Source organism: Flavobacterium sp. Leaf359 (genome assembly GCF_001423985.1).
Classification (GTDB): Bacteria; Bacteroidota; Bacteroidia; order Flavobacteriales; family Flavobacteriaceae; genus Flavobacterium; species Flavobacterium lindanitolerans.
On record NZ_LMPW01000001.1, the window covers coordinates 175401 to 197366 of the forward strand.

The 21966-nt window shown below is 39.1% G+C and carries 17 protein-coding genes; 5 read left to right on the forward strand and 12 right to left on the reverse strand.

The features are described 5' to 3' along the window. Positions 1 to 7: 7 nt before the first annotated feature. Together ASG38_RS00790 and ASG38_RS00795 are read right to left on the reverse strand one after the other, a co-directional pair. A complete protein-coding gene (locus ASG38_RS00790; RefSeq protein ID WP_056065734.1) occupies positions 8 to 3073 on the reverse strand; it encodes a TonB-dependent receptor in 3066 nt (1021 codons plus the stop codon). A gap of 253 nt (positions 3074 to 3326) precedes the next feature. After that, the gene (locus ASG38_RS00795; protein WP_304437723.1) at positions 3327 to 6128 is read right to left on the reverse strand and encodes a triple tyrosine motif-containing protein; all 2802 of its coding nucleotides are present in this window, start codon (positions 6126 to 6128) and stop codon (positions 3327 to 3329) included. A 135-nt stretch (positions 6129 to 6263) separates the two neighbouring features. Here ASG38_RS00795 and ASG38_RS00800 point away from each other — a divergent pair, with 135 nt between their 5' ends. Continuing rightward, positions 6264 to 6695: a lipocalin family protein gene (locus tag ASG38_RS00800; protein WP_157485958.1), complete on the forward strand. Its 432-nt coding sequence runs from the start codon at positions 6264 to 6266 to the stop codon at positions 6693 to 6695. A gap of 51 nt (positions 6696 to 6746) precedes the next feature. On the opposite strand, the gene ASG38_RS00805 is transcribed toward ASG38_RS00800, so the two are convergent. From ASG38_RS00805 to prmA, 3 genes are read right to left on the reverse strand one after another with little or no spacing between them, the layout of a single operon-like run. Then, positions 6747 to 7223 carry a DUF1572 family protein gene (locus ASG38_RS00805; protein WP_056065741.1) on the reverse strand — a complete coding sequence of 159 codons (477 nt, stop codon included), beginning with the start codon at positions 7221 to 7223 and terminating at the stop codon, positions 6747 to 6749. 6 nt (positions 7224 to 7229) lie between these two features. Continuing rightward, a complete protein-coding gene (locus ASG38_RS00810) occupies positions 7230 to 7505 on the reverse strand; it encodes an ATP-dependent Clp protease adaptor ClpS (protein ID WP_056065742.1) in 276 nt (91 codons plus the stop codon). Positions 7506 to 7519: 14 nt separating this feature from the next. Beyond that, positions 7520 to 8353: a 50S ribosomal protein L11 methyltransferase gene (gene prmA, locus ASG38_RS00815; RefSeq protein ID WP_056065745.1), complete on the reverse strand. Its 834-nt coding sequence runs from the start codon at positions 8351 to 8353 to the stop codon at positions 7520 to 7522. A gap of 178 nt (positions 8354 to 8531) precedes the next feature. Here prmA and ASG38_RS00820 point away from each other — a divergent pair, with 178 nt between their 5' ends. Then, a complete protein-coding gene (locus tag ASG38_RS00820) occupies positions 8532 to 9749 on the forward strand; it encodes a porin (RefSeq protein ID WP_056065748.1) in 1218 nt (405 codons plus the stop codon). Positions 9750 to 10017: 268 nt separating this feature from the next. Here ASG38_RS00820 and ASG38_RS00825 read toward each other — a convergent pair whose 3' ends face one another. From ASG38_RS00825 to ASG38_RS00850, 6 genes are all read right to left on the reverse strand, one after another. Next, positions 10018 to 13965: a choice-of-anchor I family protein gene (locus ASG38_RS00825; protein WP_056065750.1), complete on the reverse strand. Its 3948-nt coding sequence runs from the start codon at positions 13963 to 13965 to the stop codon at positions 10018 to 10020. 195 nt (positions 13966 to 14160) lie between these two features. Continuing rightward, the gene (gene tpiA, locus ASG38_RS00830) at positions 14161 to 14913 is read right to left on the reverse strand and encodes a triose-phosphate isomerase (RefSeq protein ID WP_056065756.1); all 753 of its coding nucleotides are present in this window, start codon (positions 14911 to 14913) and stop codon (positions 14161 to 14163) included. Next, positions 14913 to 15410 (reverse strand): TlpA disulfide reductase family protein, encoded by a 498-nt coding sequence (locus ASG38_RS00835; RefSeq protein ID WP_056065759.1) that lies wholly within the window; start codon positions 15408 to 15410, stop codon positions 14913 to 14915. The genes tpiA and ASG38_RS00835 overlap by 1 nt, the downstream gene beginning before the upstream one ends. 109 nt (positions 15411 to 15519) lie before the next feature. Continuing rightward, the gene (locus ASG38_RS00840) at positions 15520 to 16596 is read right to left on the reverse strand and encodes an ABC transporter permease (protein ID WP_056065763.1); all 1077 of its coding nucleotides are present in this window, start codon (positions 16594 to 16596) and stop codon (positions 15520 to 15522) included. A gap of 6 nt (positions 16597 to 16602) precedes the next feature. Further along, positions 16603 to 17700 (reverse strand): SPOR domain-containing protein, encoded by a 1098-nt coding sequence (locus tag ASG38_RS00845; protein WP_056065765.1) that lies wholly within the window; start codon positions 17698 to 17700, stop codon positions 16603 to 16605. 57 nt (positions 17701 to 17757) lie between these two features. Then, positions 17758 to 18300: a DUF1599 domain-containing protein gene (locus ASG38_RS00850; RefSeq protein WP_056065768.1), complete on the reverse strand. Its 543-nt coding sequence runs from the start codon at positions 18298 to 18300 to the stop codon at positions 17758 to 17760. A gap of 127 nt (positions 18301 to 18427) precedes the next feature. Between ASG38_RS00850 and folP the strand changes: the two genes are divergently transcribed. After that, complete coding sequence (gene folP / locus ASG38_RS00855) at positions 18428 to 19246, forward strand: dihydropteroate synthase (RefSeq protein WP_056066716.1); 819 nt, start codon at positions 18428 to 18430, stop codon at positions 19244 to 19246. Between the two features lie 201 nt (positions 19247 to 19447). Here folP and rlmH read toward each other — a convergent pair whose 3' ends face one another. Next, positions 19448 to 19921, reverse strand: coding sequence for a 23S rRNA (pseudouridine(1915)-N(3))-methyltransferase RlmH (gene rlmH, locus ASG38_RS00860; RefSeq protein ID WP_056065771.1), 474 nt, complete (start codon positions 19919 to 19921; stop codon positions 19448 to 19450). A gap of 171 nt (positions 19922 to 20092) precedes the next feature. Between rlmH and nadC the strand changes: the two genes are divergently transcribed. Both nadC and ASG38_RS00870 read left to right on the forward strand, forming a co-directional pair. Continuing rightward, the gene (nadC, locus tag ASG38_RS00865) at positions 20093 to 20950 is read left to right on the forward strand and encodes a carboxylating nicotinate-nucleotide diphosphorylase (protein WP_056065774.1); all 858 of its coding nucleotides are present in this window, start codon (positions 20093 to 20095) and stop codon (positions 20948 to 20950) included. Positions 20951 to 20960: 10 nt separating this feature from the next. Next, positions 20961 to 21884: a YihY/virulence factor BrkB family protein gene (locus tag ASG38_RS00870; RefSeq protein ID WP_056065778.1), complete on the forward strand. Its 924-nt coding sequence runs from the start codon at positions 20961 to 20963 to the stop codon at positions 21882 to 21884. Positions 21885 to 21966 lie beyond the last annotated feature (82 nt).

A 21966-nucleotide genomic window follows, 5' to 3' on the forward strand; every position in this document is an offset into this window, starting at 1 on the left:
TCATCAATTAAAAATTAACATTTACACCAAACAAATACGTTCTTGGTATTGGGTAGAACCCATTGTCAACACCACCGCCAATCGGATTTCCATTTGAAGCTCCAGGGTCATAACCCATATACTTTGTAAAAGTGTAAAGGTTGTTAACGCCGGTATAAATTCTCAATTTGGATATTCCTGCCTTTTCTGTGAAGGCTGAATTTATCGTATAGCCTAATTGTACATTCTGGATTCTCAAATACGAAGCGTCTTCAACAAAATAGTCAGAGAATACATTGTTGGCTGTAGCTGCCGTAGTTACTCTGGGAACGCTGTTGGTTGAGCCTTCGCCTGTCCATCTGCCTAATGTATAGTTCATTCTGTTGACGTCATTCTGGGTTCTTTCATAAGCTCTTACCATGTCGTTTCCGATAGATGCGAAAGCATAGGCAGTGAAATCAAAACCTTTGTAGTTCAGGCTGAAGTTCAGTCCCATTGTCACGTCCGGAATTGGACTTCCCAGGTCAGTTCTGTCATTAGCGTCGATTTTGTTATCGCCATTGACGTCTACAAAACGCAGGTCACCCGGTTTTGCTTCTGCTCCCAAAGCCAGTTGTGACGGATGCGCATCAACTTCATCCTGATTCTGGAAAATACCGTTGGTTTTATAACCGTAGAAGTATCCCATTTCGTGACCCACCTGCATTCTTGAAGTTAGGGTGCTTGTTCCGAAAAGACCACCTTCAATAAATCCGGTGCCGTTATTGACTTCAGTGACTTCGTTCTTTAGTGTGGTAACATTATAGTTGATGTTGAAAGAGAAGTTGTCTGATACCTGCTCTCTATAGTTTATTGCAAATTCAAAACCTTTGTTTCTAACACTTCCGGCATTGATTACAGGCGAAGATGCTCCAGGAGCTGCAATACCTGTTATGGCACTAATAGGCACATTTACAATCAGAAGGTCTTTTCGGGTATCGATAAAATAATCGGTAGCGATTTCAACTTTGTTGTTGAATAGGCGGAAATCCAAACCTACGTCGAATTTTCTGGCTTCTTCCCATTTAACATCCGGGTTGGCCAGTAGTCCAATGGCATTTCCATTAACGAGCTGTCCGTTAAAGATGTAAGTGGCTTCACCACCCAATAATGAGATATAAGCATTTGATTTAATCTGATCGTTACCAAGGGTTCCGTAACTTCCTCTTAATTTCAGGAAATTGATAGTTTTTGATTCAGGAAAGAAGCTTTCGTCAGAAATCACCCAGCCCGCCGTGAAAGAAGGGAAATAGGCTACACGATTGGAAGGTCCGAATTTGGTAGACAAATCTCTACGAATCATGGCAGATAATAAATATTTACCTTTATAATCGTATTGCAATCTTCCGAAATGTGATAATCTTCTTTCGTCATAAGCATAGGAACCTGCTGCTTTTCTGTCAACATAACCAGTTGTCAGAGAAATATCGGCAAATTGCCATGAATTGTTGGGTACGTCAAATCCGGTTGCGTTCAATCCGTTTCCATATTCTTTAAAAACGGTTGTACCGGCTGTTAGTGCAAAATTGTGGTTTTCGGCCAATGTCTTTTTATAAGTTGCAAATAAATCAAACGTATAGCTGTTGTCATTGACTGCACTTTGGTCTACGCTGCTTCGCGGATTGTTAAAGACTTTTCCCGGACCATAATTGATAAGCTTGTTAAAGGTTTTTCCTTCGCTGTTTGACGTTTCAAAACCAATACGGCCCGTAACAGTCAAATCTTTAATTACGTCATATTCCAAAGCAAAGGAACCGCTAACTCTTTTAAGGTTATAGGAATTAAAGGTGTTTTCAATCTGTGCTAATGGGTTGATAACCTCAAAACCAATATTACTACCCGGAATATTCACATCGCCACTTGGCAATAGGGTAAGATTTCCGTTCTGGTCATAAGGTTTATAGATGGAAGGTGTGTTAATTGCATTAAATAAAACCGAACCCAAGGCATTTTCGTTGAAAGTTCGTGAGCTGGTATACAGGTACATTACGTTTGCTTTGGCTCTTAATTTGTCTGTCAGATCAGCATTAAGGTTCAAACGCGCTGTATTTCTCAAGAAATTGGATTTATAGCCGCCAATGATACCTCCCTGATCTAAATGCGAGCCGCTAATGTTGTAGGTAACTTTGTCTGAACCACCGCTGGCCGAAAGGTCGTGGCTAACGATTGGTACTCCGGTGTCAAAAACCTCGTCCTGCCAATCGGTTCCTTTTCCAAGTGCAGAAACATTAGGAAATGGTAGAGGACTGCCCGCATTGGCATAGCTTTCATTCAATAACAGTCCGTATTCTGTTGCATTTAATAATGGAAGTTTTCTGCTGGTTTCCTGAGAACCCATGTAAGTGTTGTAGGAAATTCTTGTTTTTGAGTTTTTCTTTCCTGTTTTGGTAGTGATGAGGATAACACCATTGGCACCAATAGTTCCGTAAATGGCTGCCTGGGCATCTTTCAATACGGTAAGACTTTCAATATCATTCGGATTCAGCAATCCGATATCTTTAATGATGTTACCGTCTACTATAAAGGTTGGTCTGTTTTCACCGTTTGTGGCGATACCCCTGATTCTGACATCAAGATTTCCGCCGGGTCTTCCGGATTGTGTAGTTACATTCACTCCGGAAACAGTTCCCTGTAAAGCCTGTTCGATTTTCACCGGACGCAAATCTTCAAGATTTTTGCTGCTTACAACTCCAACAGCTCCTGTTACTTCTCTTTTGGTTTGGCTTCCGTAACCAATCACCACAACTTCTTCGAGTGATTCCGCATCAGGATTCAGTGTTACCGTGATTGTTTCGTTTTTAGTTACCTTGAATTCATATTTAGTGAATCCAACGTAGCTAAATACTAAAGTAGCACCCGATGGAACGCCGGAAATCTGAAAGTTTCCATCTAAATCCGCTATTGTTTGTAATGTCCCGTTTTTTACGACGACAGTTGCTCCAGGTAGTGGCAGTCCTGTTTGAGCTTCAGTTACCTTACCACTTATTTCATACTCCTGCGAATAGCAGAAAGATGAAATCAGGAGGAAAGCAATGAGGAAAAAGTTTGACTTCATATATTTTGTTTTTTGTGATATCTAAAATTAGGAAGTCTTGTTTGAGAATATGGCAAATAGAACCACAACAAAAAATATACAATTCAAAAAAATATGACTTTAATTTCGTTATTGACAAAAAGAAACGAGCGTTAACAGTAATTTAAGAGATTTTTAAACTTTCGCTAACACCATCGTTCTTACTGCTAAAAAGCCAATTACAACGTTGTTGTTGTGGTAATGTATAGGTAAATTTGCTGTTTGTTGTGGTTTGTTATATCGAAAGTATATACTCTACAAGTCCATCTTCGTGCGATAAATCCATTTTTTTGCGCAAACGATATCGTTTTATCTCAACACTTCGTACAGAAATGTTAAGTAAAGGGGCAATTTCTTTTGAAGAAAGATTTAACCGGAGGTAGGCACAAAGTCTCAGGTCGTTTGGCGTTAAGGAAGGATGCAGGTTTTTAACTTTTTTCAGGAAATCCTTATCGGCATTATTAAATGCATCCTTGAAAATATTCCAGGTGTCTTCTTCGCTTATGTTTTTGTTGATAGTGGTAATGACAGACTTGATATTCCTGTTTCCTTCTTCCGAAGTTCTTTTCAGGTCTTCCTTAATGAGACTTAAAAGTTCGTTCTTTTTGATGAGGCTCATTGTAGAAGCCGCCAGTTCACGGTTTTTGCTTTCAAAGTCCTGTTCAAGCTGTTGGTTTTTGATTTTCATCAGTTCCTGCTGGCTTTCCAGTTCCTTGATTTCGAGCAGTCGGTTATTTTCTTCGATTAGTTTTTCCTTTTGCCTGTGGTAGTAATTTTTATAGGCACGGTTAATGAAATAAGCCATGACAATAAAAATGATGATGTAGATAATAACGGCCAGGGTAGTCCTGTACCAGGGCTTTAGGATAGTAAACGTATAAGAAATGGTGTTTTCAGACAATTCGCTACCTATTTTGGCACGAACCTTAAAAGTATAATCACCGGGTGGAAGATTTTTAAAATTTATGGTTGGCTTATTGCTCCACTCACTCCATTGGTCCTGATAGTTTTCAAGAAGAAACTGGTATTCTGCATTAATATATTTATTGAATTCAGGAACCGTATATGAAAAGGTAATATTGTTGTCGGCAAATTTAAAGTCGGAATGCCCGTCTATCAACGCATGTCTTGGACTTTCATTGGACTTGTTGACCATAATGCCCGACATGAAAATTTTGTATTTGCTGAATTTCAGGTCATCAATATTGATGGTATAATAACCGTCTGTAGTCCCGATTAGGTAAACAGAATCAGAAATCTGGGTAATGTTTTCATAACCCAGCATTGAGTTGGTAAGAGAAGATGGTATAGGAATAATATTGTGCTTAAGCTGGCTGCTCAATTTTCCGTATGAAAAATAATTGATGTAATTTTTAGTGAAGAACCACAGCCTGTTTGAATTATCGACCATCAATTTGCCCGATGTATAACCGTCTTTTTCAAAGACACGGCTTAAAACCGTATCCTTTTCAAATTTCTTTGTTTTTGGATCAAGTTTAAAAATACCGCTTTTATAGGAGTAGTAAATACTGCCGTTAAATTCTGTCAGTCCGGCATTTTTCCCTTTTGTTGGATAAGAATAGGTGATGAATTCCTTTGTTTTTCGCAGGTCGCGGTCAACCTGAAAACGGAAAACACCTTTGTATTCATGGCTTACATATATTTCAAAGTTTTTCGTAATCTCGAAATGTTTAGAGGAGTAGTCAAAGCCCTCTATTTTGTTTCTGAAAATCCATTGTCCGTTTTTGTTTTCAATGACAGAAACTCCGTAATAATTGCCCTGAAGCAATAAATCTTCCCGACCCGGCACATTTTCAAACTTCCAGGTTCCGGAAGTAATAAAAATAGAGTTTGCCGTGTTTCCATTAACGATAAATGTACCGGAATCATGGCCGCAGAACAAAGTGCCTTTATAAGAATAGAGCGTCCAGACCTGCCCTTTGGTGCCATTGATGAATTTGAAATCTTCTGCCGAACCGTAATTTTTATAAAATAATCCCTGATTGGTCCCTACATATAATTTTCCATCGTGGAGAATGGAAGTATAGACTGTGCCCAGTATACCGGTATCGTCTGCAAAAGAACGCACGGGCGAATTGATATTGATGCAATTGATTCCGTTATCGAGTCCAATCCAGATATTATGGTCATGATCTTCAAAAATAGAAAGTGCCGTGTTATTGCTTAATCCTTTGTTTTGGGTAATATGATACAGCATTTTTCCCTCTTTGGAGATGATAAATATGCCATTGGAAACGCTGCCCAGGGCAAAGCTTCCGTCTGAAAGAATTTGACTGCTGTAAATACTGCTGGCAGAAAGGTCTGCATCTGCTTCGGTATGCCATTTTTCGAACCGGGCGTTGGAATAGGTGTAAAAACCGTTGAACTGCGTTTGTAATAACAGACCGCCATTTCTGGAAAAAATGTTTACAATTTTATTTTTTAACAGGACCGGGTCATTGGAAATCAGTTTGCCTTCGCCGTTTTCAATTTCAAAAAGACCTTCTGTGTAGGTTTGGTAATAGATAGCATCGTTAACTTTAAAGGCTCTTGAAATGGCTCCTTTCGGAGAAATAATCTTGAATTTGGAGGTTTTGGTATCGTATAAAAAAATCTGGTTGAGCGATTGGAAGATGACCCATTGGTCATAATCGATGATATTCCAAATCTGTTCATCGTCGAGCATTTTGTCTATTATGGGTTTGCTTAGCGAAGTATATTTTAATAAGCCGTCTTTTTTCCTTTCCCAATAGCCAAACTCCATATAACAACCTGTGTAAATCCTGTTATTGATGGATTTTGCTGACCGGATAATGGTTTCGTTTGGCGATGGATAAAGCGTCCAGTTGGCACCATTGAATTCCAGGAGTCCTTCATTATTGGCAAAGTAGATAAACTGGTTACTGTCCTGGGTTATCATCCAGTTTTGGTTGCCGGCTCCATACATGTTGGAGGCATATTTCAGGATAGGAGGGAGTTCCTGGGAAAAACTCAGAAAATAACTGAACAGGACTAATAGGAGTAATTTTTTGGACAAAATGTGTTGGGGTTAGGTTTTAGTATTACGAATATACGATTTGAAATGAAAACTTTGCAAGCCTCTTTTGCATGTATTGCCACTATATCACAATTTTTAGCTGGTTTTTTAGTTATATTTTCAAAACACAACCCTATGAGAAAGAATAAAATTTTGTTTTGCATGACTGCCGTTACAGGCTTATTATTCGCATCCTGTAATTCAGATGATGGTGGTTTCGAAAGAACTATTGTTGGTAAATGGAATTATAACAAAACTATCGTAACAACAGGAAATGGCACTCCGACTGACCAAAGTTATGTGGGTCATGAAAACGGCTGTGAAAAAGACCACGTTGAGTTTAAAGAAGGAGGCATTTTCCGGAATGTTTTGATGAACAAAGACCAGAACAATGCCTGTGTAGAAGACGCCAGCCAGTCGACATGGGCTAAAAATGGGAATACGCTAACGATTGGGACTGACACCTATCAGGTTACAAAATTAAACGGTTCGGAACTCCGGTATGAAAATACGGTTGACGTGAGTGGCGTTCCGGTGAAAGTCGTAAAAGTTTTTACCAAAAACTGATTAGATAAAAAAGGCTCCCATTGGGAGCCTTTTTTATCTAATCGGCGAGGTTTAGCCCCGACTATTTTGAATAATTTTTTTTATTAAAACAATTTGTCCTAAATGGTAATAAGAATGCTCAATCATTGCGTCAATATTTCTCAAATAAGTTCCATATTTTTCGTCAACAAAAGGTTCATTTAGTTTTTCCTTATCCAAATTTTCAATCAGTTGAGCAAATTCTGTAGAATCATTCCAAAATTTTACAATAAAATTTTTCCACTCCTGTTGGGAATTAATGTCAGGAAAATCAAAACTGTATTTATCGCTTATTTCTAAATGTCCACCAAGAAATACATTTTTTACTCCATTTATATAGTAATGGATATGCTGAGCAAGAATAGCAATCGTATTTAGATTTTGAAATTTTGCAGTAGCAATTTCCCAATCTAAATCGTCTAATTCATTTTTAAAATTGGTATTTGCAATCCAGGTACCATTTAAAATTACTTCGCGAAATCTGTTGGCGAGTTTGGTTGGACTATTCATTTTCACTTAAACTATCTCAGCGCTTAACCCGGCTTCAAGTAGCTGGGTGCACTGTGGTTTCAATTCGTCCAGCGAACCGGTTTTCACGGTACATTTTCCTTTATAATGCACAATGATGGAACATTGCTCTGCTTGCTCGGAAGTATGATTGCAGACCCGTATCAACGTATCGATAACATGGTCAAAGGTATTCACATCGTCATTATAAAGAATAATTTCATTGTTTAAGGAAGTCAGTTCTTCAACCAGTACTTCTTCTAAAATTTTTTCTTTAGTGCTCATAATCAAAATTTTGGCTAATTTACGTATTTCAGGGCCACCCAGTTGTTTTTTTGATGTTTTTTAACATAGGTTAGTCCTTTCTCAGTGCACGAAGCATCAATCACCGGAATGTCTTCTTCATAAAAACCGCTTAGGAAAAGCGTGCCTCCCGGATTCAGGCAATCAACATATTGCTGCATGTCTTCCAGTAATATATTTCGGTTGATATTGGCGATAATCACATCATAATTGCGTCCGGCAAGTAAAGCGGCATCGCCTTCATAAACGGTAATATGTTTGCAATTGTTACGCTCGGCATTTTCAATAGAGTTTAGGTAACACCAATTGTCAATGTCTATTGCATCAATAGGTTGGGCACCTTTCATTTCAGCCAAAATGGCTAAAATCGCTGTTCCGCAGCCCATGTCCAACGTTTTCTTTCCCGTTACATCCGTTTCAAGCAAATGCTGAATCATCATGTGTGTTGTTTCGTGATGCCCGGTACCAAAAGACATCTTAGGTTCGATAACGATATCATATTGGGCATCCGTTTTTTCATGAAATGGGGCACGTACATGACAAATTCCATCAACATCAATTGCTTCGAAATTCTTTTCCCATTCTTCATTCCAGTTTACCTGTTCAATTTCTTCTATCGTATAGCTTACGGTAAATTCAGGTGAAGTCAATATAAAAATATCCTCAAGGACATCTTCGGTCCAAAGTGCTTTCTGGATATAAGCCGTAACCCCGAATTCAGTCTCGATAAAGCTTTCAAAAGGTTTTTCGCCCAATTCAGCTACAAGAATTTCCGAACCCAGTTCTTTTGGTTCTACTTTGAAGTGATATCCCAGATAGGTATTTGCCATAACATAAAATTTTTGCAAAGGTAATATTATCATAACATTCGGCGGTTAAAATTAATATTAAGTTTGCGCTATGATAACGTATGTGTATTTTTACACAAAGAAAAATAATATTTGTGTCCTAAGTGTTTCCAAAATGTGAATTTACCTTTGTCGAAAATTACACCAATCAAAACTTAAAATGAAGAAAATTTTTCCTCTCTTTCTATTGTTCTTAGGACTGTCTGCACAAGCACAGGACATTAAAGTTACTACAAAAGACAATGACCTGAAACTTCCCACCTTACCCTATTATAATTTCGGTCGCGGTTTGGGATTAACGTCTCCCGACAGCCTTTTTCAACTCAACATCCGTTTCAGGATGCAGAACAGGGTAACATATATACAAAATGAAGGGGAAGATGCAGCTTATGACGGGCAAATCAGACGATTGAGGTTACGTTTTGACGGTTATGTCGGAAACCCAAAATTTCTATACGCTTTACAGCTTTCCTTTGCTCCGGGCGATGTAGGTGAAATTGAAGAAGGTGAAAATATTAATATTATCCGTGATGCGGTAGTCTATTACAGGCCTAACAAAAGCTGGAGTTTTAGTTTTGGGCAGACCAAACTTCCGGGAAACAGGCAAAGGGTTAACTCATCCGGAGGTTTGCAACTAACGGACCGCTCTATCAATAATGCAAAGTTTACGATTGATAGGGATTTTGGTTTTCAGGCACATTACTTAAATGATTATGCTGAAAAGTTCTCCTATAATGTCAAAACAGCCGTTAGTACGGGTGAAGGAAGAAACTGGACAAAAAGCAATGACAATGGCGTAGCGCTTACCGGAAAAGTAGAGATTCTTCCATTTGGCGCATTTTCAAAAGACGGTGTTTATTTTGAAGGTGATATTGCCCGCGAGAAAAAGCCAAAACTGATGCTTTCTGCAGCTTTCCAGCAAAACAACCACGCCAGAAGAACACAAGGACAATTGGGTGACGACTTGTTTGAACAGCGAACCATGAAATCAGTCTTGTTGGATGCCATCGTAAAATATGACGGTTGGGCTGCCATGTCAAGCTATATGTCAAGAACTGCCAATAATCCGGTTACGGTCAATCCCGAAGATGTTCAGGACATAAAGTATGTATTTGTTGGAAGCGGTATGGACTACCAATTGAGTTATCTTTTCCCAACCAATTATGAAATTATTGGAAGATTTTCTACACAAAAAGTACATGATGATATCAGGCAATATGCACCTAATGCAAAACAATACAGCATTGGACTTACCAAATATATCTGGGAACATGCTTTTAAATTACAAGGAGAGCTGACACTCGACGACCTGAATTATTTTGACGGAAGTACCAAACAAAATTGGTATTTGAGATTTCAGATAGAAATCGGGATTTAAGAATAAAAAATATATAGTTAATAAGCTGGCTTCTACATTTTTAGCCAGCTTTTTTAATTCTAAACCTCATAAAACATAATTTTACTACTATTTTTTGCGGCTCTGCGCCCTTTGCGTGAAAATAGCTCGCAAAGGCGCAAAGACGCTAAGAAAAGCCTGTTCGGATAGGAATGGGCTTTTTTTATGATACAATCTTATTCGAGTCAGCAAATAAAAAGCCGGTTTCAGGACGAAACCGGCTTTTGAAGAAAGGAAGGTAAAAGAAGGATTACTTCACAACAAGTTTCTTTGTAATTCCTTCTGAAGTTTTTACCAGATAAATACCTGACGCGAATGATGAAGTATCTATTGTCAGGGCTTGTTTTGCCTGATGAATTGATTTTCCGGTATAGTCGAAAACTTCGATATCGGCTATTCTGTTAAAGTATACGATTCCGTCAACTGCCGGATTCGGGAACAATACGAACGTTTTAGGTTCGTTTTCGAATCCTGGTACAGAAAGGTTTTCTGTGTTTATTTCAAACAAAGTCAACGTACCGCTGATTTCATTAGCCACTACAATATAATCTTTATTAGTAGGGCTGTTTGCCGCTTTGATATACGTAATGCCTTCCGGACCGTAGTCACCGGCATAAGCAGAAACGCTGCGGCTGTTTTTATAATCTACGAATTTCACGTCGTTTGGATTGGTAACATCATATACCATAACACCACCAATTCTTTCCAAACCAATAAAAGCAAAAGTTTTTCCGGCAATTTCAGCAAGTGTTACGCCTTCCGGTTCCGGACCTTTGGCGCGACTTCTTCCTTTTGGTGTGTTATCTTCATGATCAGCATTAAAGATTGGATTGATAGATGGTGTGAAAGCCGTATACATTTCGAAATCGTCACCGCTATCAAAAACCAGCTGTTTAGTATCGGTATTAAAGATAGAGAAAGAACGTCCGCCCAAAGCATAGATTTGTTCAAAATCGGTATCGGCATCTGTATTGCCTGAAAAGGCGGACACTCTGAATCGGCCTGCATTATAGCTTTCTTTTAGCATAGCTGCCTGTGGATAAGCAACAGCATCCAATCCGTAACCTGACGCTCCGATAGTGATACGCTCAACGAATCCTGTATATTCTTTTTCGTCACCTTCATTAGCGGTTACGATATAATTAGAACCTCCGGCAGAGTAGGTAGCGATTCCATCCGGCTGATAGAATGATTTTATTGGCCAGTTAGCAATAAGGATTTGTCCGTTATTATCAGAAATATCGGCTCCGTTTCCAACTACACTCATATCTTTTGTGCCTAATGCCCAAATAGAAGTGTACGTATTGTTTGTCAGGTTGATTTCGGCTATAGCATTGTTTTCCTGCAAGGCAACCCATGCTTTTTGAGAATCAGCACTAATAGAGATATATTCCGGCTCAAGGTCTTGTGATAGTGTACTTGATGCTTTTAATTTTCTGATACCTCCAGCCATTAAAGCCGATTCCTGACTGTTGAACTGTGTAAACAGCATCGTCGTTACGTTGGATTGTGAAAGAGAAGCAATACCCGCTGAAATGTCAATTACACTAACAGAGCCTTCCGGGTCAACTGTATAGTCTGCATTGGGCTGTCCTTCGTTAGCCGTTAGTACTTTTGTGCCGTCTGGAGTGAACGTGATCATATCAGGAAGTGCACCAACCGTAACCTGTTTCTGGAAAACACCATCAGTATTGAAAAACACTACAGAACCGTTTAATGCTTCGTTTGCATTTGGTGATGCTACGGCAACAACTCCGTTTTTAACGGCAACACTGGTCACACCTCCGTAAGGATTCATGTTGATGGAGTTTACTACCGTCAAGGCTGTTGGATTTGAGAAATCAATAATGTCAAGATAACCTGCCACGGCACTTGTTGTGAACAATCTTTGAGAAACAGGATCATGTACTACAATTTCACATGTACTGGTATTGCTTCCTGAGGGGTCAAAACTTCCAATATAATTCAATTGGATATCGTTGTTCGGAACTTTCGCAGTTCTGTCGTTATCCTTGATATAGATAGTAGCCATCGGATTTCCGGTAATCGTATATCCAACAGGGTTTTCAAGGCTCAATACGAAATATTCTGCCTGCTGTTCCGGGGTTGAATCGTCAATAATTGGAATCTGGATAGTCTGTGCCAAAGTGCTGGCAGAAGTAAAGTTTAATGTTCTTGTAGTGAACGTAAAATCGTTGGAATCAGCAGTACTGAATGGAGCCGATTTTACAACCAGGTCAACAGACCCCGTTGCTGCAGCAGCAAGATTGACAACAAAATTTAAAACTCCGGCATCTTCATTAACAGTAATAAAATTAGAAGCCAATGATAAGGTAGCATTAAAGCTAAAGTTGTAAGTATAAGGACAAGCCATAGCAGTACCGGAAGCATCCTGGATAGTGCTGATGACTAATGCATAATTGGTAGCAGGAGCAAAAGGAACTGAGAAAGTTAAAGTAGCAATGTTGTTTGATACGTTAACCGAACTAAGGTTAGCAACTCCGGTATAATTAGCAACGTTAGAAGCCGAAGCAACATTCAGGTTGGCGTTAAATGTAATCTGAAGAGTAGTGTTGTTTATTACAACAGCATTCTGTACCTGTAAGGAACTTGGAAAATTCCAAACCGGCCACGTTTGAGGGGCTGTACCTCCGGAAATTGCTACCCAATTAGCAGGATTCAGGATTGCCGTTTTTAAAACAGTCGTAGTTCCGGTCTGTACACCATTATAATAAGCGTTTACTGCATTTCCTGCATCGTTGCCTGGAGCAGTTGAAGTGTTTAAGGCACTTGTTCCATCAACCAATCCGGCTGGTAGCATCGATATGCTTCCGCTGCAAGATGTGTTGTTAGCAACCCAGCCGTTTGAACTTAGAGCTGTGATATAATTAGGAGCAGCAGCTGTTCCGGAATAAACGATAATCTGATCACCACCGGAACTTAAACCAAAACCAGAACCTGTAACGGTTCCTTTGCTGGCAATTAAAGCTGAAGTTTGGATTTTTACAACTGAACCCGCAGGAATACATTCGTTAGCACCTACAGTCCATACAATTCCGTTTGGACATTGTGGCTGTGTGTTAGACGTATATTTTGAATCTGTAAAAGTCAGGAAAGTACCCGGAAGGATATCTACAAAAGTAACAAAAGCAACTTCGTCTTCTGCTCCGGAAGCATTCATTCTATAACCTACAAAGGCCAAATCTCCGGCCTGGAATTGAGTTTGTACTGCAATTGTAGTAAATGAACTTGAAGTAACAGCTGTTACTGCATTACCGCTAAGATCTTCTACCGTGTTTGGAAGCAAGGCAACATAATACGTCTGATTATTAGCCAAATTTGAAGTAGGGTTGATAGTGATGGTATTTCCTGAAATGGTAGCATCAAATGGAACCAAAGCTCCGGATACATTATTCAGACGCAATTCTACCAAAGCATCCACATTCGTATTGTCAATAGCGGCATCATTAACTAATCGGATAGCTTCATTAAAGCTTATGGTAATATTGGCGTCTACTGCAATATTTGTACTGGAATTGGCAGGAACATAAGTTACGGTTGGAGCAACTGTATCGCCACCGCCTAGAGGGCTACCTTCAGCAGTAAAATTGTCAAAACGGTTGTTGCCGACAGTTCCTCCGGTTCCAACTTCAAATTCAACTTTTAATTTGAAATTCGGATTATTGTCTGCTGCTGTAATAGCACTGAAATCTAAGGTTTCCAAAGCAGGATTTCCATTGTTAGGAGCGATGGTAGCAAATGGAACAAAAGTAGTTCCGTCAACCGTGTACGACCATTTTTGGTTTCCGGCTCCGGAACCTGAACGGCGTGTGGCAAACTTTACAATGATGTTTTCATAACCGGTTGTTGGCAATGCAAATTGCAACGCACCGCCAATCGGGTCGTTAAAACGTAAATGTGTACCTGAAGCGTCATTATTTCTGGCATTCAGATTTTGTACGTCAAAATTTTGTCCGGTTCCTCCGGCAAAGTCGATAGCGCTGATTCCTCCTGCAATGGCAGTTAACGAAGCACCGGTAACCAATGTCTGTGTTGGAGTCGTAATAGTGGCTACAGAAGCATTGTTGTTAAAATTCCAATAATGGATAAGGGTTTGCCCATTCATAAATTGGGCTGCAAAAAGGAGAAGAAGCATCTGGAGTGCTTTTCCGGTTTTTGAGGTGTAGTTGTGTGACATAAGTATGTAGTTGATTAATTCCGACAAAATTCACTATGTGGTGTTAATCAGCTATTACTGTCTCATAAAAGAATGTTTAAGAGGTGCTATCCGGATGTTTTATAAATGTTAAGACATAATGCAGGCGTAATATTGCCTTAATAAAAAAGCCCGAATACGAAATCCGGGCCTTTTTTATGTTAATTTATTTGATGCTTATATAGAAGCGACAATAGCAGCAAAATCAGATGCCTTTAAAGCGGCACCGCCAATCAGTCCGCCATCCACATCAGGCTTGGAGAAAATTTCCTTTGCATTGTCTGGTTTTACGCTACCTCCGTAAAGGATTGAAACTTCTTCAGCAAGCGTAGCGCTGTATTTAGCAGTGATTGTTTCTCTGATAAATTTGTGCATTTCCTGTGCCTGTTCCGGTGTAGCAGTTTCGCCCGTTCCGATAGCCCAAACCGGCTCGTAGGCAAGAATGATATTTTCCCAGTCTTTGGCTTCCAGATGGAACAATCCGTCTCTTAATTGGTTTTCTACAATATTGAAATGGTTTCCGGACTGTCTGTCTTTTAATTCTTCTCCAAAACAGAAAATAACCTGCATGTCATGTTTTAGTGCCGTATTCACTTTTTCAGCAAGAAGGGCATCCGTTTCATGGAAGTAAGCTCTTCTTTCAGAATGTCCTAAAATAACAATGCCAACACCAATGCTTCTAAGCATATCGGCAGAAATTTCGCCTGTAAAGGCGCCACTTTCGGCCTGGTGCATATTTTGTGCGGCAACGCCAATGTTGGTAAACTCAAGATGATCAACGGCAGAAGCCAGATTAACGAAAGTAGGAGCTACAATGATATGGGCTTCTACATCGTTTGGAAGTTTATCAATCAGGTCATTTAGTAAATCTTCTGTTTCTTCAGCGTTTTTGTGCATTTTCCAGTTGCCTGCAACAATCTTTTGTCTCATTATTTTAGTTTTTTTAAAGTAGCGTTTATTTTATCAAAATCGGTTTCAATAGCTCTGTAGATGGCAATTTTTCCTTTTTTATCAATGACGATATATCTTGGAATCCAATCCAGGTCAATCGCTTTTCCAAATTTACCTTTCATACCATCCAGAGCCAGGTAATGCTCCCCTTTAAGCTCATGCTTTTCAATTCCGGTTTTCCATTTGTCGGCAGTTTTGTCCATTGAAATAAAGATGTAATCTGTCGTTGGACTTTTTTCCTGCATATCTTTGACTTTCGGCATCGCCTTAACACAGTCACCACACCAGGAAGCCCAAACATCTATTACAAGAGTTTTTCCTTTGTGTTTGTTCAATATTTCCTTAAAGGATATTTCTTTTCCGTCTAATGTCTGTAATTTTTCAGTCAGTGCTTCCGGAGAAAATTCGCTTTTTTGCGCTTTAGAACAAGAAATGGTTCCTAAAACGACAAGAAGTGATAAGAATATTTTTTTCATTGTTTTTTTCTTAATGTGATAAGCAAATATACTACTAAGTTTTCAGAAAGATTTATTAAATATTTCACCCTGGCAGGGTTTCAAACCCTGCCAGGGTTGGTAATAAAATTTACTGCAATCGAATCTTCGGATCCAAATAAGCATATACCATATCTACCAGTATATTAATCACCACAAAAGTTGTAGCAATCACCAATACCGAACCCATAATTACGGGAAGGTCTAAATTATTTAAAGCCTCTACAATTTCTTTTCCCAAGCCGTTCCAGCCAAATATAAATTCAACAAAAACAGCTCCTGCCAACATCGAAGCAAACCAACCTGAAATAGCCGTTACTACAGGATTCAGTGAGTTTTTTACAGCATGTTTCCTTATAATCTGGAATTCTGACAGTCCTTTAGCCCGGGCAGTTCTGATGTAATCCTGTCCAAATGTTTCTAACAGCGAATTACGCATCAGTTGTATCACAACACCTAGAGGACGAATTCCCAAAACAATTGCAGGAAGTACTATGTTTTTCCATTGGATGTAATGTCCTTCCCCAAAATCATCTACCTCATACAAACTTCCGGTCATGTTTAGTCCGGTATATTCGTGCAGCAGGAATCCAAAAAGCCAGGCGAACAAAATGGCGCTGAAAAAGGAGGGAATACTCATTCCAAGTGTACTTAACAAAGCAATAAGTCGGTCGAGCCAGGTGTCTTTGTAGAGTGCCGAAACTATTCCCAGCAGAATTCCAATTACAATGGCAATAATAATAGCAAATAAAGCCAACAGAAAGGTATTGGGTAACGTATTTCCAATCACATCCGATACTTTCTTGCCACTTTTCTGAAAACTTTCGCGCAGGTAGGGCGTTTTCAATACGACTTCATTATTTCCAATGGAAAACAAACGCAGGGCATTGTATTTTCCTTCCGTAAGAAATGTATAATCCTCCTGATTTTTGCTGTGGAAAGAAACAGGGGAAAGGTCGTTGAGGTAATATAAATATTGTGTAGAAATAGGCTTGTCAAATCCATATTTTTTCTTGACAATTGCCAATTGTTCTGAATTTTCATTCTGGTCAAGCATCATTCGTGCCGGGTCACCGGGCAATACATTAAATAAAAAGAATATGACTGTGACAACTCCGAAAAGTGTCAGCAGTGCATATCCTATTTTATGTACTAAGTATTTAATCAACGATACTTATTTTTTAAGCTCTGAATAGCTTTTTTTCAAGACATTCTGCAGTTCAGAACCTACGAATTTCTTTTCGTTGATACCGTCCCATTCTTTGATTTTGTTTCCATTCCAAAGATAAATCACACCCGGAGTATCTTTACTGGTACCTAAAAGTTTCCAGAAAGGAATCACTTCCAAAACTTTATACGGATATTCAGTACCTGCAAATTTGAAGAAATCAGGAATCTTTTCAGGTTCTTCGTTCATAAATAAAACAGATACTTCCGGGAAGTTTTTGTTTTTTGCTCTCATTTCGGCCAATTCTTTTGCAACATCGCGGCAATGGTCACAACCCGGAACAAAAAGACAGATTATTTTTTTGCCCTTATCGGCTTTGCTGAAATACTGCGCATAACCTGATTTTTGCGGAGCAGGCTCATCGGCTGCTTTAGCCTCTGCTTCAACAACAGGAGTTTCAGCAGTTTTAGTTTCAGCAGGTGTAGCTGTCGCTAAAGAATCGGCAGATTGTGTTGGGAAAGTCTCTAAAGATTCAATAGGCAGGGCAGTAGCATCGTCAATATTGCCTTCTACCGCTTTTGGCTGTATAGGAGCCATCATAAAAATTGCTAGTATACATGCAAGAGTAACAGTTGTCAGTACCCAGAAATTCTTTTTATCTGTAGCTCCTTTTGGTAATAAATACAGCAAATACGCCAGAAGTATTATGGCAATAACATTTTTGATAATAGCTTCAATTGGCGTCATAGGAAGCAGGCTGCCAAAGCAACCGCAGTTTCCGGTATTACCACCATTTTGAATGGTATCAATGGTTAAGTGCGTTGTAAATACGACAAGCATCAATATCGTAGCCGGAATCACCCATTTCTTTAAATAATGCGGCTGAAGCAGTAAAAGCCCCAATGCCAACTCAATTCCAATTAGTATTCTGGAAAAGAAAACAGAAAAATCTTCTGAAAATCCCATCGGATACAGCTGTTTTACTTCAAATGTAGAAATAGCAAAATAAGGGGACGGGTATAATTTAGCTACGGCCGAAATTAGAAATAAGAAAGAAATCAGGATACGGATGGTCCAGGGCAGGTATTTTTTTAAGTTTTCCATGAGTTTAAGTTTTCTCAAAAATAAAGCTAATGCTATATCTAATTTGTTAATGAGTTGTTATTTGGCAAATCCCATCAGAATCAGGGCAAAAACAGAATAGTTAATCATATCCTGATAATTGGCATCAATACCTTCAGAAACAATAGTTTTTCCTTTGTTGTCCTCAATCTGTTTGACGCGCAGTAATTTCTGTAAAATCAAATCGGTTAGGGAACTCACTCTCATATCACGCCAGGCTTCGCCGTAATCATGGTTTTTGGCTTCCATTAAAGCTTTTGTCAAAGCTACCTTTTCATCATAAAGCTGTGTTGCTTTTTCCGTATCCAAATCCGGCTGGTCGACCACGCCCAAATCCAATTGGATAAGCGCCATGATAGAATAGTTGATAATACCGATAAATTCTCCCGTTTCATCCTCATCTACTTTACGGACGTCGTTTTCCTGAAGGCTTCTGATTCGCTGTGCTTTAATAAAAATCTGGTCGGTTAGCGATGGCAGTCGCAAGATGCGCCACGCACTACCATAATCCTGCATTTTGTTGATATATAAAGAGCGGCAGATGCCAATGATGCGGTCAAATTCTTGAGAAGTACTATTCATTATTTGGTGTATCTTTGTATGAAATTTGTCCAAAAATAGTGAAAAAAGGTTTAGGGCGAAAAGCAAAAAGCCTTGCAACAGACAATTTTCCAATCCAACAAAAAATATAAAGACGAGAACCAGTCAAATGAACTGCAAAGGAACGCTTATCGACCTCTCAACTCCCAAAGTAATGGGAATATTGAATATCACTCCCGATTCTTTTTATGATGGAGGAAAAAATGACAACGAACAGGCTATCATTGATAAAGTAAAACAGATGTTGGATGAAGGCGCTACTTTTATTGACATCGGAGCCTATTCCTCAAAACCCAATGCCGAATTTGTTTCCGAAGCGGAAGAATTAAACAGGCTTATTCCCATAATCGACCTGTTGGTAAAAGTTTTTCCGGAAATTATTATTTCAGTAGATACATTTCGAAGTGAAGTGGCCAAAAATGCCATCGAACATGGAGCGGCAATCATCAATGACATTGCTGCCGGAGGATTAGATGACAAAATGATGGAAACCGTTGCGAAATACAACGTACCTTACATCATGATGCACATGCGTGGCAACCCAAAAACGATGCAAAGCCTTACGCAATATGACGACATCATTAAAGAAATGCTTTACTATTTTTCCGAAAAAGTAAACCACGCCCGAAGCCTTGGCATAAACGACATCATAATCGATCCCGGTTTTGGCTTTGCAAAAACCACTGAGCAGAATTTTGAAGTAATGAACAAACTCGAACTGTTCCAAATGCTTGAATTGCCAATCTTGTCAGGTATTTCCAGAAAATCCATGATTTACAAAACCCTCGGAACCACCCCACAGGAATCCCTGAACGGAACCACAGTCCTCAATACAATTTCCCTACTCAAAGGCGCAAAGATTTTAAGAGTTCACGATGTAAAAGAAGCCTTAGAAACAATAAAGCTCTGTCGAGCAGTGGTTAGTTGATAATTGATAGGCTTTAGTTATTAGTGGGTTTAGATAAGAAGTGTTTGTTTTAGAGAATTTGGGATTTAAGATTTTTGATTTAAGATTTTAGAGAAAACAGGTTCTTTAAATAAATTTGTTTATACCGCAAGCCCAACTAAGCACTATCCACTATCATCTATCCACTACAAGAACTATCCACTAAAAACTATCAACTATCCACTATTGATGATGGTATGGCTCATTCCTCAAAATAGTAAAACCTCGATACAACTGCTCAATAAAAAACAAACGAACCATCTGGTGCGAAAACGTCATGGCAGATAACGAAATCTTTCCCTGAGCCTTAGCATAAACGGCCTCTGAAAAACCATAAGGGCCGCCAATAACAAAAACCAGGGTCTTGATACCTGAGTTCATCTTCTTCTGCAATTCTTCAGAAAATCCGACACTCGAAAAACTCTTACCATTCTCATCTAGCAACACAAGCTGGTCTGTGGCAGCCAATTTTGATAAAATCAATTCTCCTTCCTTTTCCTTTTGCTGCGCTTCCGAAAGATTCTTTACATTTTTGATATCCGGAATAATCTCCAGCTCAAACTTAATATAGAAAGACAAACGTTTTTGATAATCGTCAATCAGCGTTTGTAACGATTTATTGTCGGTTTTTCCAATGGCGATAAGCTTGATGTTCATTTTTTTCTAAGATTTTAGATGCTAAGTTTCTAAGTATTGCACGGCAAAGATAAGCCTATCTCATCAGGAATTCAAAAAATAGAAAACCCGGTAAATTGTGGGCAATTAAATAAAGCAAACAGCATTCAAGTCTAAAGATTTTATTATTTTAGCTTCAATTAAAATGGCAAGATGATTTCAGAAGCACAGTTTCAAAACGAATTAAGACTAATCATAGAAAACGGAATACGCGAAGATGTAGGTGATGGCGACCATAGCTCATTGGCCTGTATTCCTGCAACAGCACAAGGAAAAGCCAAGCTTTTGGTAAAGGATGAAGGCATTATTGCCGGAGTGGAATTTGCCAAAATGATTTTCCAATATGTTGATAAAGACCTGAAAGTAGAAACATTCATTCAGGATGGAACACCTGTAAAATACGGTGACGTTGTCTTTCATGTTAGCGGAAGCTCACAATCCATACTAAAATCAGAACGCCTGGTGTTAAACGCCATGCAGCGTATGTCTGCCATAGCAACCAAAACCCAATCCTTTGCCCAACTTTTGGAAGGAACCAAAACCAAAGTACTGGACACCAGAAAAACAACACCCGGTATCCGTGCTATTGAAAAGTGGGCTGTGAAAATAGGAGGAGGAGAAAATCACCGTTTTGCATTATATGATATGGTCATGCTAAAAGACAACCATATCGATTTTGCCGGAGGAATTACCAAAGCCATCCAAAAGACAAACGACTATCTAAAGCAAAACAATCTGGATTTAAAAATAATAGTCGAAGCAAGAAACCTGGATGAAGTACGCGAAATCCTGCAATCGGATAACGTTTACAGAATACTGCTCGACAATTTCGATTACGATATGACCCGTACAGCCGTAGCTTTAATTGGTGACCAATGTCAAACGGAATCTTCAGGAAATATCAATGAAAAGACCATCCGGAATTATGCGGACTGTGGTGTCAATTACATTTCATCCGGAGCATTGACGCATTCAGTCTATAATATGGATCTTAGCCTAAAAGCCATCTAAAACAAACAAGGTGACAAAGATAATAGAAGACAAGCTCGAAAAAATTCCCGTAATTCGTCCGCTAATGCATCTCACGCAGCGTATCAAGCTGCCGTGGTTGGAGGGATTATCGCTTTACGACCTGCTCGAACTCTATTTTATCGGAATTGCCAAAGGAGCCTTCTCCTATAGGGCGAGTGCGATTGCATTTAGCTTTTTCATGGCGCTTTTTCCATTTGCGCTATTTATCCTAAACCTGATTCCATACATTCCAATTGAAGGATTTCAAGCCGATTTCCTGAAATTCGTAGAAGAAAGCGTACCGCCCAATACCTATGAAGCCATCTACAAAATCATCAATGATATTTTAAATAACAGTTACCGCGGATTGCTTTCCTCGGGTTTCCTGCTTTCTATCTTCTTGATGGCGAACGGTGTCAATGCCATATTGGGAGGTTTTGAAATTTCAAGACATATTACCGTCACCCGTGGCTTTTTTCGTCAGTATGCCGTGGCTTTAGGTATAGCCATTATATTATCGTTCCTGTTAATTGTGACTGTTTCTTCTATTGTCGTTTTCGAATACATCATACAGCGTATGAAAAGCGAAGGCCTTTTTGAAAACATCAATTTTGTCAGCATCGGACGTTTTGTATTCGTTGGATTAATGATTCTGACGGCAACCTCCATACTCTTTAAATTCGGAACCAAACAAACCCGACGCCATTCCTTTTTTAGTATAGGCTCTGTTTTTACTACCATTTTAATTATACTGACTTCCTTTATCTTCGGGATTTATGTCGTGCGTTTTGCAAAATACAACGAACTCTATGGCTCTATCGGAACGCTCCTGATTCTGATGATTTATATCTGGTTGAATTGTATGATTCTTTTGTTGGGCTTTGAATTAAATGGAGCTATTAATCGATTAAAGAGGAAGAATTTGTTTAATTGAGTTTTTGCTAAGGTTCTAAGGGGGCAAGCTACTGAGTTTCTAAGTTTTGTTCATTCTAACATTAAAAATCAGCGGAAATCCG